19 protein-coding genes are annotated in these 17558 nt (G+C 33.5%); 16 read left to right on the forward strand and 3 right to left on the reverse strand.

All coding sequences use genetic code 11. From position 1 onward, the window contains the following. The first annotated feature begins 341 nt into the window (after positions 1-341). The 12 genes from ACIQ7T_RS12310 (at position 342) to ACIQ7T_RS12365 (ending at position 9845) form a co-directional block, all read left to right on the forward strand. Positions 342-1145 carry a hypothetical protein gene (locus tag ACIQ7T_RS12310; RefSeq protein ID WP_402870622.1) on the forward strand — a complete coding sequence of 268 codons (804 nt, stop codon included), beginning with the start codon at positions 342-344 and terminating at the stop codon, positions 1143-1145. 696 nt (positions 1146-1841) lie between these two features. Next, positions 1842-2315 (forward strand): GbsR/MarR family transcriptional regulator, encoded by a 474-nt coding sequence (locus ACIQ7T_RS12315; RefSeq protein WP_370080282.1) that lies wholly within the window; start codon positions 1842-1844, stop codon positions 2313-2315. Between the two features lie 11 nt (positions 2316-2326). Then, positions 2327-3145, forward strand: a complete 819-nt coding sequence (locus ACIQ7T_RS12320; RefSeq protein WP_370080280.1) for an alpha/beta fold hydrolase — start codon at positions 2327-2329, stop codon at positions 3143-3145. Positions 3146-3170: 25 nt separating this feature from the next. Beyond that, complete coding sequence (locus ACIQ7T_RS12325) at positions 3171-3731, forward strand: DUF1697 domain-containing protein (RefSeq protein ID WP_370080278.1); 561 nt, start codon at positions 3171-3173, stop codon at positions 3729-3731. Between the two features lie 345 nt (positions 3732-4076). Further along, entirely contained in the window at positions 4077-4844 is a 768-nt protein-coding gene (locus ACIQ7T_RS12330; protein ID WP_402870626.1) for a GNAT family N-acetyltransferase, read from the forward strand. Positions 4845-5269: 425 nt separating this feature from the next. Next, positions 5270-5590, forward strand: coding sequence for an ArsR/SmtB family transcription factor (locus ACIQ7T_RS12335; protein ID WP_370080274.1), 321 nt, complete (start codon positions 5270-5272; stop codon positions 5588-5590). 85 nt (positions 5591-5675) lie between these two features. Further along, a complete protein-coding gene (locus tag ACIQ7T_RS12340; RefSeq protein ID WP_402870629.1) occupies positions 5676-6584 on the forward strand; it encodes a DMT family transporter in 909 nt (302 codons plus the stop codon). A gap of 478 nt (positions 6585-7062) precedes the next feature. Further along, the gene (locus tag ACIQ7T_RS12345) at positions 7063-7335 is read left to right on the forward strand and encodes a hypothetical protein (protein WP_370080270.1); all 273 of its coding nucleotides are present in this window, start codon (positions 7063-7065) and stop codon (positions 7333-7335) included. Between the two features lie 14 nt (positions 7336-7349). After that, positions 7350-8042, forward strand: coding sequence for an ABC transporter permease (locus ACIQ7T_RS12350; RefSeq protein WP_402870632.1), 693 nt, complete (start codon positions 7350-7352; stop codon positions 8040-8042). Between the two features lie 106 nt (positions 8043-8148). Further along, a complete protein-coding gene (locus ACIQ7T_RS12355) occupies positions 8149-8334 on the forward strand; it encodes a hypothetical protein (protein ID WP_370080266.1) in 186 nt (61 codons plus the stop codon). A gap of 197 nt (positions 8335-8531) precedes the next feature. Beyond that, positions 8532-9275, forward strand: a complete 744-nt coding sequence (locus ACIQ7T_RS12360; protein WP_402870635.1) for an amidohydrolase family protein — start codon at positions 8532-8534, stop codon at positions 9273-9275. A gap of 147 nt (positions 9276-9422) precedes the next feature. Beyond that, a complete protein-coding gene (locus ACIQ7T_RS12365) occupies positions 9423-9845 on the forward strand; it encodes a hypothetical protein (RefSeq protein ID WP_370080262.1) in 423 nt (140 codons plus the stop codon). A gap of 208 nt (positions 9846-10053) precedes the next feature. Here ACIQ7T_RS12365 and ACIQ7T_RS12370 read toward each other — a convergent pair whose 3' ends face one another. Beyond that, positions 10054-10965, reverse strand: a complete 912-nt coding sequence (locus ACIQ7T_RS12370; protein WP_402870639.1) for a DMT family transporter — start codon at positions 10963-10965, stop codon at positions 10054-10056. 119 nt (positions 10966-11084) lie between these two features. Here ACIQ7T_RS12370 and ACIQ7T_RS12375 point away from each other — a divergent pair, with 119 nt between their 5' ends. Then, the gene (locus ACIQ7T_RS12375; protein WP_402870642.1) at positions 11085-12500 is read left to right on the forward strand and encodes an aminotransferase-like domain-containing protein; all 1416 of its coding nucleotides are present in this window, start codon (positions 11085-11087) and stop codon (positions 12498-12500) included. A 20-nt stretch (positions 12501-12520) separates the two neighbouring features. Continuing rightward, positions 12521-13147: a DUF3267 domain-containing protein gene (locus tag ACIQ7T_RS12380; protein WP_402870645.1), complete on the forward strand. Its 627-nt coding sequence runs from the start codon at positions 12521-12523 to the stop codon at positions 13145-13147. Positions 13148-13447: 300 nt separating this feature from the next. Here ACIQ7T_RS12380 and ACIQ7T_RS12385 read toward each other — a convergent pair whose 3' ends face one another. After that, positions 13448-13897 (reverse strand): putative iron-sulfur cluster-binding metallochaperone, encoded by a 450-nt coding sequence (locus ACIQ7T_RS12385; RefSeq protein WP_402870648.1) that lies wholly within the window; start codon positions 13895-13897, stop codon positions 13448-13450. A gap of 597 nt (positions 13898-14494) precedes the next feature. On the opposite strand from ACIQ7T_RS12385, the gene ACIQ7T_RS12390 reads away from it, so the two are divergent. Beyond that, complete coding sequence (locus ACIQ7T_RS12390) at positions 14495-14983, forward strand: dihydrofolate reductase (RefSeq protein WP_402870651.1); 489 nt, start codon at positions 14495-14497, stop codon at positions 14981-14983. A gap of 88 nt (positions 14984-15071) precedes the next feature. Further along, entirely contained in the window at positions 15072-15548 is a 477-nt protein-coding gene (locus ACIQ7T_RS12395; protein WP_370080254.1) for a GNAT family N-acetyltransferase, read from the forward strand. Between the two features lie 818 nt (positions 15549-16366). On the opposite strand, the gene ACIQ7T_RS12400 is transcribed toward ACIQ7T_RS12395, so the two are convergent. Continuing rightward, positions 16367-17272, reverse strand: a complete 906-nt coding sequence (locus tag ACIQ7T_RS12400; protein ID WP_370080252.1) for a DMT family transporter — start codon at positions 17270-17272, stop codon at positions 16367-16369. Positions 17273-17558: the final 286 nt, after the last annotated feature.

The following is a 17558-nucleotide window of genomic DNA, read 5'->3' on the forward strand; positions in this document are numbered from 1 at the left end:
ACATTGATCCCTTCGGACTTGATAAGAAAAGCTTATATCTAAGTAATAAAAGATATAAGCTCTTTTTTATGGTCTGTACGTAGAAATTGTTACTTCTTAATTCCTTTTCTTATTCCACAAACAGAGGATAGTGCAATAAGGAATGAGGGAATTATAGTTGTGTTATGATGATTCTATATAAAATAATTTATTTAGGGGTTTTCTACATAATGTTTAAATTGAACACCATTAAAAAATTCTAAACTTCGTTTCAGCTATGTCTTTCAAATGATTATCAACTATTATGTCATACAATGGGCGGAAAGACGATTGTTTATAACACTATTTCTTGGGAGAAAGTGGTGGAGATTCCTAAACCTAAAAATCCTGGTGAGATAAAATTCTCTGCTGATGATAAATATCTATTTATTAAAAGAACTACTGGTACGGTGTATGTTTATGAAACGACTGAATTTAGTTTAGTTGCTATATTTCAATCGAATAAAGCTATACATCTGACTGAAGGGAATTTTGCTTTAACTACTAACCCCTTTATTATTCTTGATGAAATAAGAATAAAAGCAGATATTCAATTAGCTTCTATCAATACAGAAAATGGAGAAATTAATATCTTGACTAATTTCGAAGAGCCTATCAGATATATGAGTTACCATCATCATATACAAAGTGAAAATGCGCATCTATTTACAATAGCTTTTGAAAATGAACTATATCATGAACTTAAAAAACTAAAAGTCACTGAAAAAAATGGTACATTTTATACTTCATTGATTTGCTTTCCAGACGAGCTTTTTTGGGATACATTGATTTATAACCCAGTTTATCGGGTATATATTTTAGTGGAAAAAAATAACTTAATCATAGTGAATGCGGAATTCAATAAAATATTGATGAGAAAAAATCTATTAAAGGATGAAAAATTAGATGATATCGGGTACTTCACACACATCCATCTGTCTGATAATGGCTTATTCATTGTATTAGCTTATAGTAAAAAGGTTCTGATTGTACGTTCTGAGGATTTACAGGTTATTTTAGTTGAAACATTTTCTTATGCTTGTTTCGCAGAATTTAGTAAAAATGATGAATTACTACTTATAGGTACTTGGAACAATGGTTATGTTTTAGAAACTAATCTGAAATAATATGTTACTGATTGCGCCGAAATATGTTACTAATTTTAAGCAATTGTTTATCTATACTATTAATATAATGATTATTATGTGAAACATTACACTTAAACAAACAGGTGGTTTAGTTGAACAAAAGAGACAGTACAAGAGCTGTCTCTTTTCAGCCGTTAACAATGTTTCTTTTTACTAGAGTTTATTAGAATGGAACTTCATCGTTCGATATATTAATTTGTTCGTTTCCAAATGGGTCATTTGCTAGTTTTCCAAGTAAGATTGCATTATCTTTTTTAGTTTTTGGTTTTCCACTTCTATTGTGGCTAATCTTCGTTTCAGTGATAACTTATTTCTATTGAGTGTTTCTGTAATGGGTTCTTCCTTTTTTATCAACGATTTCCCTGAAAAGATACTTTTGTTCATTCGATTTAGTAGAGGGTAAGTCTTTGACTCGATATTTCTGACGCAAAATAGCTCTTTCACTTCAAAACTTCTTCCTGTGGTCCTTAAAATTAAGTCCTAATAAGCGGGTGATATGATTGGTGTATCCTCTCCATCTTTTAAGTTATCGTCCCATTGCACCTTAATGTAAAGTGGAATAGGTTTTGGTAAGGTTTCGCTTTATTTTCTATTTGAAATGCATTCATTTAATTTACAAATTGCATTCAGTATGTTTAATATATATTAAACATACTAAACGATACGAGGTGTACTATGAAAGGCATACTATTAAACGACGAGCAAAAGGTATTAATTGAGGATTTTGGTACTTATATTGAGTCCACAGGTGGTGCAAGGTCACTAGGTAAAATATGGGGATATTTGTTGATATCAGGTGCTCCCAAATCACTTGACGACATGGTGAATGACTTGCAAATAAGCAAAGGTATGGCATCATTGTCCGTTAGACAAGGTGTTCAGATTTCTTTATTTCGTAAAGTAGGGATTCCCGGTAGCAAGCGAGATTTTTATCAGTTGCATTCAGATGCATGGACATCGACTTTGCATACGAGCATTGCCCAAGGTGCAATGATGGCACAATATTTGCGTAGAGCAAAAAAATTAGTTCTTGGGGAGCAAGCTGTATCAACCATCGATGAGAGTATCGAGTTTTTTGAATTTGTGATCCAACAGACGGAGCAAATTTTAGTTCAGTGGGAAGAGAGAAAGGGTAGTAATACAAAGTAGGAGGAGTCTTTATGCCAAAAGTTAATGTGAACAGTATCACAATCCATTACGAAATCAAAGGTCAAGGGACGCCCATTTTGTTTTTACACGGGAGCGGAGCATCATGGAAGATGTGGGAACCTCAATTTGAAGCATTCTCTTCACGCTATCAAATGCTTATGCCAGATTATAGAGGACATGGTGATACGACAAAGGAATTCCCGAATAATAAATATGATCATCATATTATTGTGGAGGATATAAAATGTTTTTTAGATGTACTTGGAATTAGCAAAATTCATGTAATCGGTGTATCGCAAGGCGGTCAATTGTCTACTCTACTTGCAATGAAATACCCAACATACGTAGATAAGCTCGTGGTCTCTAATAGTTATAGTGAGATGCCCACAATTGCTGCAGGCTGGGTACTGTCGATTTCAAATTTTATATTTAGTCTGCTTCCATACAGTACAATAATAAATATTATGATGAAATTTTATAAGGAGGATCTCTATACACAACGGATATTAAGAGAGTCATTTTCGATTGATAAGAAGATGCTGCTTGCAATGAAAAAAGCACCATTTCCAACTCATACTGATCAATTGCATAGAATAAAGTCAAGTACGCTTGTAATGGGTGGCGAAGGAAAAGTTATAACAGGCGTTGATGAAGGGAAAGGATCCCGAACTATTTTTAACCATATTCAAAATGCAAAACTAGCATTATTCAGAAATGCATTCGACCCATTAAGTACGATGCGCCGAGATATTTTTAATGAAATGATTATTGATTTTCTAGAGGATAAGCCTTTGAAGCAATATAAGGATGTAACTATTATTAGTAAATAAATTATAAATGGAAAGGGTGGTTTGTATGACTATATATATTGCACTACTTAGAGGAATTAATGTAGGCGGGCACAATAAAATAATCATGGCAGAATTAAGAAGTTCTCTTGAGTATCTAGGATTACATAATGTAAAGACTTATATCCAAAGTGGAAACATCCTTTTTGAATCAGACGAAACTGAAGAACTTTTGCAAACGAAAATTCACGATAAAATTAAAGAGGATTTTGGGATCTCTAGTGTTGTTGTCATTAGGACAGCAGAGGAAATACAGCAGATCGTAAATCAATCCCCTTTTTCAGATCAGGACATTTCAGAAGCGGAGCAATCATGTAAGGGGGAATGCTTGCATGTTGCTTTGTTACCGGCAACTCCTTCGAAGGTCAATAGTGACCAGTTTTTATCCTATTCAAATGAAAGAGAACTTAGTGTAATTGATGGAAGAAATGTGTATCTTTTATTTCATGACAGCATTCGAAACTCCAAACTCGCTAATAATTTGAAAAAGCTTGAGATTCCAGCAACTGTCCGTAATTGGAAAACGCTCATGAAGCTTTCGAGTATGGTCGAAGAGCTCAAACATTAAAAAAAGTAAATACAAGAAAAAAACTATGATGGTAAGATGGCTACAACGCATAGATTTAATATTCCATTTGCTAAATTTAGGGACTTAAAAAATGTTAGGTCAATTGACTTTTTTATATTTTTCCTATATACTAGAAAAAAATGAAGGAAGAGGGTGATGGGTGATGACAAACAAACGTATAAACAAGTTCTTGCCATTCAGTTTGTCCAATTTCCCTCACTGTTTGTGTACGTTGTAAACTAGACGTATACTCTCTTAAACGTGGATGAAACCTTGTGACTGCTGAAGGGCAGAACACGAGGTTTTTTATTATGTACAAAAAACGTATAAGGGAGCATATTATGTATGATTTATGAGGTAAAAGGGCCAGTAATAGAACACGTAACTAAGATATTTGAAAGTGTAGAGGATACATTAGTTCAGTCGTATTTACAAGGGCATATAGGAACTGCTTATGTTGATAGTTTAGAAAATCCGAAGGTAGCTCAAATTATTGTAGGTATATTTGTTTTTTATGCAGGAGATGCAGGTGTACCAGGTACCAAGGAATTATTACACAATTTACCGGACTATCCATTAGTTATTGTAAATACGGATGAATGGAAAAATAGTATTGAGCTTGAATACAAAGAACAGGCACATAAATTTAAGCGCTATCGATTTAATAGAGACAAGACCCATTTTAATCATGAGAAATTAACACAATTGATTAATGATTTACCAGAAGAATATAAGCTACAAAAAATAAATGCCACAATTATCAATAACTCTTCATTTTCAACACTTTCTGAAGATTTTTTCAGTCAGTTTGAGTCACATGATGACTTTTTGGCGCGTGGAATTGGCTATTGTGTTACGTGTAAAGATGTTCCAGTTTGCGGTGCAACTTCTTTTAGTATATACGATGCTGGCATTGAAATTGAAATTGCAACTGACGAAAGACACCAGCGTAAAGGTTTAGCGGCGGCAACAGCTGCATCGCTAATTTTAGACTGTTTAGAGCAACGAATTTACCCGAACTGGGATGGGGCAAATTCTCCGTCAGTTAAGTTAGCTGAAAAGTTAGGTTATGTGTTGAAGGAAGAGTACGATACGTATTTTATAGAAAAATAAGTGCTATAAAATATCCATCTAAAAGGCTGAAGGTTGAAAGTAATGAGTAAAAATGCATTGTGACTTGAAAGCTAAATGAATAGAAGGCACTCTCGATGTCATTTGTCGTAGTAAAACAAATATACATTATAAGACCAAAAAATAGAGAATTTCATGATTTGTTCAGAATTTGTTGAGAATGATGTGGTAACCTAGTTATGTCATGGTTAACAAATGAACACGCATAAAAACGGCTAGGTATTCACAAATCTTTTGTGAGCCTAGCTTTTTTTGATGAATGGAGCTTTAAAAAGCTGTATTGCTGTAACCATTTGGAAATAGTTTTCTAAAAGGGTTTCATAGAGTAAATAAAGAGTATCTTGACAAATTATGTTTTTTAATTTAAATTAAATATGTTTAAAAATTTAAACATAGGGATGGGAATTATGGAGAATTTTAATTGCAATAACAAAGAACAAGTTTTAGAAAAATTTAAATTATCAACCCCCATTTTCCAAGCACTTGGTGATGAAAATCGTCAACAAATTATCATGCTATTACTCACACATGATAGCCTGAATGTAAATCAATTAACAGAAAGAATAGAGCTTTCTAGACCAGCCGTTTCCCATCATTTGAAAATTTTAAGACAAGCAGGTTTAGTTACTTTTAACCGAAATGGGAATGAAAAATATTATTCATTGAGTTCTAACGAGTTTCTAAAACAAATCAAAGAGCTAATTCAAACTATTGAGCAAAGCTATTGATTTGTTCTTTTTTACAAAACAATGTTCGTATGTTTAAAAACTTAAACACACAAATGTTATTCGAATGTTTAGGAGGATTTAAATCATGGGGAATAAGAACAAAAATCAATCGAGAAATATGTATTTATTAATGCTGCTCGTTCCTTTGTTTTGGGGTGGGGCCTTCGCGACAGCGAAGCATGTCATTACGGAAGTTCCACCACTTGTTGCAGCTACACTACGTTTTGGCATAACAGGAATAATACTCGTTACATTCATAACAATTAAGAAAGAATGGCAGTGGCAAGTAATCAGAAATCAATGGAAAGGCTTATTATTTATTGGCTTTATCGGAATTTTCGGTTACAATGCTCTTTTCTTCACGGCATTGATGTATACTTCAGCAACAAATGGTGCGTTAATTATAGCTGCGATGCCTGCATTCACTATGTTAGGGGCAGTCTTATTAGGTAAAGAAAAATGGAGTAACAAATCTGGAACAGGTTTAGCTTTATCGATGATTGGAGTAATTATTGTTATTGTCAAAGGGTCGCTTTCTGATTTGTTTTCTCTTTCTTTTAACTTAGGAGATATTCTTTTTGTCGGGGCACTTTTATGCGGAGTTATTTATGCATTAATAGGTGAATCAATTCTTAAAGGTATACCAGTAATGCTATCGAATACTATTATGATGTTATCTGGTGCTGTTTTCCTAGCGATTAGCACGGTATTTGAAGGTGGTTGGGATCAAGTAGTTAATATGTCGGTTCAAAGTTGGATTGAAATGTTTTATATGGTCGTTTGTGGGACATTGATCGGCTATGTTATTTTTAACAAAGGTGTAGAGAGCTTAGGAGCTAGTAAAGCAAGCTTGTATTTAAACTTAACGCCTATAGTCGCAACATTACTTGCAGTTATTGCGTACGGCAGCTCAATTACATTGATACAAATCGTTGGGATGGTGATGGTGCTGGTAGGTGTTTATATTGCTACTAATACTCAGGTAAAAGCCTAATAGAGAATACATAATCATTTTGAATTGGGTAAAGAAATTTAAATACTTCTGTCTTAACAAATAACTCGACTCCAAATGCTTTATTCAGAACGACGTGCTATTCAATAAATGTAAACTTTTCAATGTCATAAGGTAAACCCAAGATACCAGGTACTCATTAAATTGAGCCGGGTATTTTTTTATTATATCGTTTCTCTCGCTTTAAAACGAATCAAATTTTCTTTTTCAGATTTTCCAACAAATTAAATCAGCAAAGTTAGAACTGCTTACCAATTGTATTAGTTTATTACAATTAATAATTTTGTAAGGAATGAGTAAGAAAAAAGAGATGATCGATTCGTACAATTAAAGTACATGAAAGGGGGAAATTCTATTACGGATTAAGAGTGCTAAAAGGATATCAATTAATATCAGATACTCTTAAAAAACATAGCTCTTTTGGAAGTATTTCTTAAATAAACGAACGGAGAGAAAATCCATGCTTAAATCGATGGAACTAGGATGGAAAAAATATCGATTATCTAACTATTTTATAGAAATAATCATTTGTTTTGTGGCGGCCTCCTATCCTGTTGAACTTGTGTCGTGGGGATTTAAAGATGGGAGCGGACTAATGCCATTATTGAATATTCTTATCAAAACAACAGTGACTATTATTTTAGCTATACGTTTAATAATTGATAAATACAAGAATAGTTATGGTCTACCAATATTCAACATAATGAGTATTGTTTATATTATCATGCAATAAGGAGAGATGGTTCTATGCTACAATTACTAAAGTTGGAAATGAAGAAATATAACTTAGGTTGGTATGTAAAAGGTGCGATTATTGCAAACATCATTATAACTGCAGTAGTGTGTTTCGTAGTTTATATAGCACAAAGAGAAGGGGATATACCCATTTCAACATATGAAGATGTTTATGTACTAATTGGTGCAAGTGTGAGGGCAACGTTTATTGTGTTTGCCTCTGTATTAATTGCAAAACTAGTTATTGAAGAGTATAAAAACAGAACAATTTTGATTATGTTCACTTATCCGGTTAGTCGTAAGAAATTGATTGCTAGTAAACTGGCCTTGATCGCTTTTTTAACCTTAATGACTATGATGTTGTCAAATATCGTTGTAGCTGGTCTTTTTTCGATCATTAATATTTATTTTCCTTTCGTTCCATTTACAATAACTGCAAACCAGTTTATTGGAGAAGTCATAAACATAGTTCCTTTTGCTATTGCGGCAACAGGAACAAGCTTAATTCCATTGTATTTTGGGATGCGTAACCATTCAGTTCCGGCTACAATTGGTTCATCTTTACTTGTGGTGGCAATTGCTTGTGCTTATAACCCAGAAATATCATTAGTAACCTTCATTCCACTGCAATTAGGACTTGCAGCAATTGGAGTAATTATTGCGTACATAGGTATTCGTAATATTGAAAATGTAGATGCAATGTAATTTAGAGTAAAGTAAAGCAGAATCAAAAGACTATCGAAATCGAAGAGTTTTAGTAATTAATATTGGTGTTTACAATAAAAAATGTAAAGAAAGAAGGCAACAAGAAATGGGAATGATTATAGGTATTATTACAGGGGCAGTTCTGGGTGTGGTTTTATTATTAATTAGCATGATATTATTTTGGATAAGCAAGAGAAGACAAGAAGAGAGTCCCTATGCAATATGGATACTGGCTGCGGGTTTGCTAGCGTTAATTACATCTGGGAGTAATGCTTTAAAGTATCTCTTATAAGGTACTAAATTTTAATGTAGCTAAATGATATTTGACTTTCATTTTGGCTCACGATATTTGTGATACTGAGGGGATTTTTGTAAGACTTTTAAGATTCGAACGGGCTGATGATAAGGAAAACTTATGTATTTATATAAAACATCATAAATTTACTTTATATTCTTTGTTTGATAACGTAAAAGAAAGGAGGCGGTAAGATGAGAATTTTTGATGCACATTTTCACATTATTGATTTTGATTACCCTATTACTGAAAATCAAGGATATGTACCACCTAGCTATGTTGTAGAGGATTACCAAAAAGAAACAGCGACTTATAATATTGTCGGTGGTGCAATTGTTTCAGGTTCTTTTCAAGGATTTGACCAAGCTTATTTAGTGAATGCTTTAGAGAAAATGGAATCTACATATTGTGGAGTTACACAGCTACCATTTGCGGTGACAGATGATAAGATTATGGATTTACATAAAAAAGGTGTTCGCGCACTACGATTCAATGTGAAACGTGGCGGTTCCGAAGATTTAACGAAGCTCGATTACTTTGCGAGACGTGTCTATGATTTAGCTGGTTGGCATAGTGAATTATATATCGATGCAAAAGATTTGCCTGAAATTACATCAACGATTGAAAAATTACCAGCGATTTCAATTGATCATTTAGGGTTATCTGAGGAAGGCTTACCTCATTTGTTGCGCCTAGTAGAAAAAGGTGTACGAGTAAAGGCGACTGGTTTTGGTCGTGTAGAGCTCGATGTAGAACAAGCTTTGAAATCAATTCAAGCTGTTAATCCAGAGGCGTTAATGTTCGGCACAGACTTACCGTCCACACGAGCAAAAAGACCTTTTGCTTATGCAGATATTGAACTAATTCAAGAATTGTTTGATGCAAAGTCAGCTGAGAAAATTCTTTATCAAAACGCGATGGATTTTTATTTCAAGTGAGTTTTTTTCGTATATAAATCGATAATTGCCTTTCACATCAATAGTGAAGGTTTTTATTGTACGATTTGAGAGTAATCGTATTGGTCAACAATCCTTTTTAAGTTAGGTAAGTCCTTTCTTTCATATGTAATTCATTAGGAGGTAGAAATGGCCACTTTATATGATAGATCATATGGTGCTTCAAAAGTAAGTCTTGAATTATTAAATATAGAAAGTGATTCTATTTCAAGTGATATAAAGATTATCCTCAATTGTGGTGCACATCAATTGGATTTTAAATTTCCCGTTCTACGGAGTGACCTTGAAACTTTATCTATACTGATTTTAAATAATTGGGATGAAATTTTAAGGGTCGGTGTATGGGACTCAACGGAACCTGCGTTTTCATTTTCACTCCAGGAGAATAAAAGCGAGCTAGTTGACGAAAAGATTTATCAATTTCAATTTTGGATAGATGCAGGAGAATTTTATTCACATAGATGTACTCGTTCTGGTATTGGTATTACAATCTATCAGGATAGAGAAGCCATTGAACAGTTTGCTTTGCAGGTGAAAAGTGAATTAAACTAAAGTGAAACCGAGTTAACTCATAAAAATTTGAGTACTCGGTTTTCTATTTGTGTGGATTGAACTGCACTACTTGTTATGTGAGCACTTAGTAAATACTTCTAAAAAGGTTGTCAACAGTCTATTGATTAGCGAGTCTAATAGACTTTAACTTCTTTCAGCCATTCCGGACGCAATTATACTGAGACATAAGATTATGCGATCGAGCCAGTTAGTGTAAACGCTGCGCATTCTTATCATCTTTCATAATATCTTCTTTCTTTATATTTGCAATAAATACACCTACTAAAGTAATCAAACCACCTGTTATGGCAGAAAAATGCGGAACTTCACCAAGCCAAATCCATGCGATAAGAAATGCAAAAACAGAGGTTAAATAAAGCGTACTTGTTGCTTCAGCTGCTCCTGTTCGCGAAGTAACATAAGCTAGTGTAAAATAAGGAATGATTGTTGGAAAAATTCCAAGATACAAAATGACTAATGTTGCATTTAACGGGGCATCCATTATTGCTTCACTTAGGCCAGGTGAGAATAGTAACATAAAAATAGTACCTGACCAAATGGCGTACATCGTAAAGGGGATAGCGCCGTATTTTTCTAGATAACGATGTTGAAAAACAAAGTAAATACTTTCTGAAAGAGATGCTATTAAAACGATAATAATCCCAGTATTAAGAGAAAAACTTTCAGTTGTACCTCCTACAGAAATAAATGCTACACCACAAAATCCAACAAGTGAACCAAGCCATCCCCATAGTCCAAGCTTCTCACGATAAAAAAATACAGCTAACAGAGCAGTGAATATTGGAGTTGTGGAAACAAGTAAACTTGCAACCCCAGCACTTATCGTTTGCTCTCCATAATTTAGTGCTACTTGATACACGGTGAAACCTAAAAAGCCAAGTAATAAAATAATGGGGATATCTTTTAACGCAGGCAAAGGAGTTTTTGTAATAACTGCTATGATTATTAAGACGAATGAGCTGACTAATAATCGTAAAAGTGAAATATGCTCAGGTGAATAGGCCGTTAATGCCACTCGAATTCCTGGAAAAGCTGATGCCCATAAAATGATTGTTATGAAATGAGCGGAAATAATCTTAAGATCTAATGTTTTTAACATGAATACACCTCGTTATCCAACCAATTAAATTTATGATTTCAATATTAATAGGATTTTGGTAAAATTTCTCCAACAGGTTAAAATAAAAAAAACCAACCAGTATAGAAAAGAGCGTACATATGAAAAAACCAAAATATCAATTGATTATTGATTTTATAAAAGAAAAAATTGCTAAAGGGGAGTGGGCGATCGGAAGTCCCATACCAAGTCAACGTAATTTGGCAAAACAGTTTGAGGTTAATCGTAGTACAGTCATAACGGCATTAGAGGAACTAATGGCAGATGGGTTACTAGAAGGTAAAGCAGGGAAGGAAACAGTCGTCACCAATAATACTTGGACTTTGATGGGGGCGAAATCCTCGACTAACTGGAATGAAAATGTCACTTTAGGCATTCATAAACCCAGTGTATCTATGGTGCAGGAGATTAACGAAGCGGAATCGAATACGAATCTTATTCAATTGAGTAAAGGGGAGCTATCACCAGAGATGTTCCCTTTAGAAGAGATGAAAGTCATTGTTCAAAAGGTATCGAATCAATTAACCTCTTTTGGCTATGAAGAGCCAAAAGGAAATATAAAATTACGGCAAGCCATTAGTGACTATTTAAAGGTAAGAGGGGTCGAAGCGTCTCCGTCGTCCATTCTCGTTGTTTCTGGTGCGCTCCAAGCTTTACATTTAATTTCAATTGGACTACTAAAAAGAGGTTCTACGGTATTGCTAGAGATGCCGTCCTATCTTTATTCGTTGACTGTTTTTGAGTCTGCGGGTATGGAGTTGCAAGGATTAGCGATGGACAATGGGGGGATTATCATCGATTCAATTTATCCGACGAAGGAAAAAGGAAAAAATATTTTATATACGATTCCAACCTTTCACAATCCAACAGGCGCCTTAATGCAAGAAGAGAGACGAGAGAAATTAATTGCCTATTGTGAAAGAGAGCAGCTGCCAGTTATAGAAGATGATGTGTACCGTGATTTATGGATTGACACCCCACCACCTAAACCACTGAAAGCAATGGACCTTTACGGAAATGTGTTATATGTTGGAAGTTTATCGAAAACCCTTAGTCCAGGATTACGAATTGGTTGGATAGTTGGCTCGGAGTCAGTCATCAATCGATTAGCAGATTTAAAAATGCAATCCGATTATGGATCAAGTACTCTTTCACAACTCGTTGCTGCGGAGTGGTTATCTAGTAATTTCTATGATGATCACCTTGATAAAGTAAGAGAACAACTTAAGGTTCGTAGAAAAGTTGCTTTAGATGCACTGGATAAATATTTGAGTCCTTACGCATCGTGGGACATCCCAAATGGTGGTTTGTTCATATGGGTGAAAATAAAGCCTGAGTTTAAAGTAAAAAGGCTATTTGAGAAAGCATTATCCGACAATATTCTTCTAAATCCCGGTAGCATTTATGCTGAAAAAACAGGACAATTTATACGAATCTCCTATGGGTATGCTTCACTCGATGAAATGAAGGAAGGGATTTTCAAATTAAGTGAAATTATTAAAAACAATAGATCGTAAAAATGGAATGGAGAGGTTAAATGAAAATACTAAACAAATTACCAAAAAGTAACCCAAATTTACATGAAGACTTAATTAACAATGGCTGGATTCCAATGAAAGAACCTAAAAATTTAACTAGTGCTATATTGTTATCTATCCCTTTAATGATTATCGCTTCAATGATCTCTATTGGGGTAATAAATATTTTTTCTAGTATCTCTTTGAGAGATTTTGGATTTACATCTGGTGGAATATCAATAACCATTAACTTAAGCGTTATTTTGGGGATCGTCTTACTATTAATCATTCACGAATTACTTCATTTGATGTTCATTCCTAATTTTATGAAATCAGAAAAAACTTCTGTAGGGCTTACTCTATTCGGGGGTTTTGTCATTACGGAAGAAGAGATATCGAAATCAAGATATATATTCATTACGATTGCACCTTTTATGATACTTTCAATAATTTTCCCACTACTTTTTAGTGCATTTGGACTTTTATCAACGACATTAAAGTTCCTAATCATACTAAACTCATTGGGATCGTCAGTTGATTTACTAAATCTTCTTCTAATAATGAAACAGGTACCGAAAAATGCAACTTTAAAATGTAATGGACCAAACACTTATTGGAAAAGCGCTAAGACTGAACAAGAAGGGTAAAGATAACGAATAAGTCAGTAATAGAAACATTGAAAGAGGAAGAAGAAATGAAATCAACCCGCATGTTTAGTATTTTAAATTTATTAGTTAATCATCAAAAAATCACTGCTTAAGAATTGGCTGAAAAACTTGAAGTGTGTGGGCGCTTTGCTTGGCTGACGCTTCGCTTTCGCACAGAGCAAAGCTTCCTTGGGGCGTCCGTAGCCTCTTCACAATGATTCAAAAAAGTCCTAAAAGCCCTGTTTTATAAAGGCTTTTAGGACTCGCGACTTATAACTTTTTTCCACTAAAGAAAGATGGTTAAGCTAGACCTTTTATATATTTAGTAACATTCCCTAAACAACAACTACCTTGTGGATTGTTTACCTCACAGCCACAACGGTTTTCTTTTATATTTGCACGAATATGTTCTAATGGATTAGGCGTAAGCTCATTTTCAAGATATTGTTTAATTTTTTCTTTAGTCCAATCAAAACAATAACAAACCGGTGTACTTAATGAATCATCCTTTTGATGTACATCTACCTTTATATCAGATAAATGGTACTCCTTATTGCTCGTATCAAAATAAACGATATGACAATCTTTAGTAGCACAAAAATAGTGATTTTCCATAGCGTTTATTGATCCTAATACAGATGGTTTCATCATTGATTTAATAGTTATTAGCTGTACATTTTTAGCTTTATTATTACAAGAGGGACAAATATTAGTGTTTTCATTTTTAAGGCTACTGCAACAATGTTCCATAGTCATTCCACCTCGTATATTTTATTTTCAGCCGCTAAAGGTAAATACCCGGAATTAGTACTTAATACACCTTATTTAAAGTATAAACCATGTACGCAGGTAAAGGGGAACGGAGATTCATTTGCCACATTAGTGAAACATAATATTGTCAAGACAGTGAACACGCAACGAGCTCAGCGTTATAATTCTTTTTTGAAAATAATTAACTGTTATTTTACAATGAAATCAATTCCAAAAGAATAAGCGAATTATTTAGGGCGAACTACATTCTGATTTGTTTAAGGTGATAAATATTATATTTTAGGATTTGAATGGCTCCCTAAAAAATGGGGGAAAAAAAAAGTTTCGGAGCGGTTTCTTCAAGCAAAATTTACTGAAAAAGGTAAAGGGATTACGATTACTACATATGCTATTGATTTATATATAATATCGATTCCTTTAGAAGTGAAAAAATATAATTCACTTTAATTTCTTTTAGCGGGTGTCCAAACCTCCGCTGAAATAGAGGAACTTGGGCTAAGAACGCCACGTCCTTGATTAAAGCAACGAAAAACAAGTTAAAATGGATTAAAACCAGAAATAAAGGCTGTGAAGATATTGATTATTTCACTTATTGTAGCTATGGACAACAATAGGGTTATTGGTAAAGATAATAAGCTACCATGGAAATTGCCAAAAGAATTGCAGTATGTAAAGAAAACTACTTTAGGACATTCGCTTATCATTGGCAGAAAAAACTTTGAATCTATTGGAAGAGCATTACCTAGAAGAAGAAACATTATTTTAACAAGAGATATGAACTATTCTGTTGAAGGCTGCGAAATTGGGCATTCTACTGATGATGTATTTAAAATGTGTGAAGATGAAAAAGAAATTTTCATTTTTGGTGGTGAACAAATTTATAAATTGTTCTTGCCATATGCTAATAAACTGTACGTTACAAGAATTGATTTTGAATTTGAAGGGGATACATTCTTTCCAGAATTAGACTTTGCAAAATGGAATGAAATTTATGTACAAAAAGGGATTACTGATGAAGAAAATCCATACCCTTATTTTTTTCACATTTACGAAAGAGCTGAGTAATTGTTATTGAACTAACGATGTAGTTTAGTGAAATATGGACTTTGATGATAAAATATACTTATCTTAATGCAGAGAGGTATATGGGGAAATGAATATTATGAAATTTGAGGAAGCTGACATTGAAGAAATTGTTTCTTTGTTCTATGAAACAGTTCATTCAATTAATTTAAAAGATTATTCACAAACAGAATTAGATGCTTGGGCACCAAAGGAAGAAAAAGAGTTAAAGATAGATGCTTGGAAGATTTCATTAGGTCAGAACATATCTTATGTCGCAAAAATTAATGATAAAGTAGTAGGCTTTTGTGATATGACGCATAGCGGGCACCTAGATAGACTGTATATTCATAAAGATTTTCAAGGTCAAGGTATAGCTATGGCTTTAGTTGATAAACTAGAAGACGAAGCGAAAAAATTAAATCTATTTAAAATCGAAACAGATGCAAGTATTACAGCTAAACATTTTTTTGAACACAGAGGTTACAATACTATTTGTTCACAAACTGTTGAACGAGAGGGTGTTAAATTGACCAATTTCAAAATGATAAAAAAAGTAGAATCTTAATTTTGTGTTCTTCTTTAACTAATGGGGGCTTTAATTAATTATTCGATTCGCGAAATATTAAACCAAAAAGACAGAGTTCACTGAAACGTTATGTATAATATAGGATCGTAAAGGAAATTGTGGGGAAGAAACCGGAACAAATTGAAGACTTAGGTGATGTGTAAATGTGCCTATTTTCACGCTACACGTAAGCTTAAGAGGTGATTTGTCGATAAGAGCAATCCCCTCTTAAGCTTACGGTGCAGGTAGTTTTAATAAGAGTCTCGTCATAATAATGCGCTTTTACAATTAAGAAATGGTCTATATATACATGGTTTTATTTAGACAGTGCACCAGCCGCGTTTTTCTGCAAAATTCCAAAAAGGCTTATAGCAACTGTGTTCATACGCCTTTACATAATACTTTTTTTATTGTGGTTGAGTTAAACATCGGAATTTTGATTATTATATTTTAAGTTTTTTAACTTAATAATGAATAGAATTATGACTAAAATCATCAGAAATAGACCTAGATAGAGTAGCCCTTTTCCTAAGGGATAATTTATTGCATATTCTTTTTGAAATTCCAATAGCTCTTTACTACTTATAGAATTAATATCTTGTAAAGGGATAAGGATTGTTTGTAATATATATCCAATTACTATTGAACAAAATGATAAAAAAATTATGCTGAAAAGTGTTATCTTATTAAAAATAAATCGCATAATGTCACCTCAATTTTTTCTCTATATCTTTCATAGACGTTTTCATTCAATAAAGGTTGTTCAATACAAAAAAGTTCCCAAAGCAAGGTTCGGGAACTTCTTATTTATAAATGACCTAGACTTGAAGTGGTATTTTTTTTAATTGATTGGTTTTTGTTTTAAAATGCGAAAATAAAAAACATCCAATAATAACAATCAATCCCCCGATCCCTTGCTTCCAAGATATGCTCTCTCCTAAAAATAAAAGCGCTAGAAGTGCAGTGAAAATCGGATTGAAATTAAGGAAAACACCGGATGTTGTAGCCCCTAATTTTTGAATTCCAATGCCCCAAAGTACCATACAAACGACAGTGGAAATAAACCCTGTATATAAAAGCGATAGTATAAAAGAATGATTAACATTAGAAACGGTAAAATCCCTAAGGTTAAATGGCAATAGGATAAGAAGTCCAAATATTCCTGAATACAAAGTTGACATTAGTGGCGAGGTAGTTTTCATTGCCCATTTATTACAAACAGAATAAATTCCCCATACACATACAGCTGCAAGCATCCATAAATCACCCAAATTAAAATGGAAAGACAATAATTGGCTGATATTGCCCTTCGAAAGTACGAGTAGAACACCGAACAACGAAAGTAGCATTGAAAGTGCTTGAAGTATATTCATCTTTTCCTTTAGAAAAACAATTGAAAAAATCGCAATTGAAATTGTATTTAAAGTTGAAATAAAGCCAACATTCGTCGACGTAGTTCTTTCCAATGCTAAAAATTGAAAGATATTGAATAATACCACACCTGTAACGCCCATTAACAATAAAGGTAGGAGGGCATTTCGAGAGGGAAGCAATCTTTTTTCTTTCCACCATACCATTGGAAGAAGCGCAGCGACGGCAATGAGCCATCTTAAGCTCGTCAATGTTAACGGAGATGCATGATCAACAAGGGATTTGGCAACTACAAAATTGCCTCCCCAAAGTAAACTAGTTAAAAGCATTAATAAAACATAAACATTTGGCAAATCACGATCTCTCCTTTGATTATCGTATGTATAATTGATTTTTTAGATAAAAGAATAATAACATTTTTACCTTTTTAACTGTATAATATTTTGTGTGATGAACTAAAAACAAAATAACAATAAGAATAACTGGTTTTCTCAGAATATAATTAGTAATCGGTGCCGAATGAAGCTGAAATTTCGAATATAAAAAAGCCCAGTGGTGATATGTCAACCATAAAAAACATCGGAATTGGAAATTCTTAAGCTACCAAGCATCTAAAAAACTGTTTTTAAGCGTACTCAA

This window comes from Lysinibacillus sp. NPDC096212 (genome assembly GCF_044763105.1).
GTDB lineage: Bacteria > Bacillota > Bacilli > Bacillales_A > Planococcaceae > Lysinibacillus.

Excerpts from the sequence above, each read along its gene's own strand:
- ACIQ7T_RS12315 (WP_370080282.1), top strand. The coding sequence starts at position 1,842 with ATGAAAGGCATACTATTAAACGACGAGCAAAAGGTATTAATTGAGGAT.
- ACIQ7T_RS12320 (WP_370080280.1), top strand. The coding sequence starts at position 2,327 with ATGCCAAAAGTTAATGTGAACAGTATCACAATCCATTACGAAATCAAA.
- ACIQ7T_RS12325 (WP_370080278.1), top strand. The coding sequence starts at position 3,171 with ATGACTATATATATTGCACTACTTAGAGGAATTAATGTAGGCGGGCAC.
- ACIQ7T_RS12330 (WP_402870626.1), top strand. The coding sequence starts at position 4,077 with ATGATTTATGAGGTAAAAGGGCCAGTAATAGAACACGTAACTAAGATA.
- ACIQ7T_RS12335 (WP_370080274.1), top strand. The coding sequence starts at position 5,270 with ATGGAGAATTTTAATTGCAATAACAAAGAACAAGTTTTAGAAAAATTT.
- ACIQ7T_RS12340 (WP_402870629.1), top strand. The coding sequence starts at position 5,676 with ATGGGGAATAAGAACAAAAATCAATCGAGAAATATGTATTTATTAATG.
- ACIQ7T_RS12345 (WP_370080270.1), top strand. The coding sequence starts at position 7,063 with ATGCTTAAATCGATGGAACTAGGATGGAAAAAATATCGATTATCTAAC.
- ACIQ7T_RS12350 (WP_402870632.1), top strand. The coding sequence starts at position 7,350 with ATGCTACAATTACTAAAGTTGGAAATGAAGAAATATAACTTAGGTTGG.
- ACIQ7T_RS12355 (WP_370080266.1), top strand. The coding sequence starts at position 8,149 with ATGGGAATGATTATAGGTATTATTACAGGGGCAGTTCTGGGTGTGGTT.
- ACIQ7T_RS12360 (WP_402870635.1), top strand. The coding sequence starts at position 8,532 with ATGAGAATTTTTGATGCACATTTTCACATTATTGATTTTGATTACCCT.
- ACIQ7T_RS12365 (WP_370080262.1), top strand. The coding sequence starts at position 9,423 with ATGGCCACTTTATATGATAGATCATATGGTGCTTCAAAAGTAAGTCTT.
- ACIQ7T_RS12370 (WP_402870639.1), bottom strand. The coding sequence starts at position 10,965 with ATGTTAAAAACATTAGATCTTAAGATTATTTCCGCTCATTTCATAACA.
- ACIQ7T_RS12375 (WP_402870642.1), top strand. The coding sequence starts at position 11,085 with ATGAAAAAACCAAAATATCAATTGATTATTGATTTTATAAAAGAAAAA.
- ACIQ7T_RS12380 (WP_402870645.1), top strand. The coding sequence starts at position 12,521 with ATGAAAATACTAAACAAATTACCAAAAAGTAACCCAAATTTACATGAA.
- ACIQ7T_RS12385 (WP_402870648.1), bottom strand. The coding sequence starts at position 13,897 with ATGGAACATTGTTGCAGTAGCCTTAAAAATGAAAACACTAATATTTGT.
- ACIQ7T_RS12395 (WP_370080254.1), top strand. The coding sequence starts at position 15,072 with ATGAATATTATGAAATTTGAGGAAGCTGACATTGAAGAAATTGTTTCT.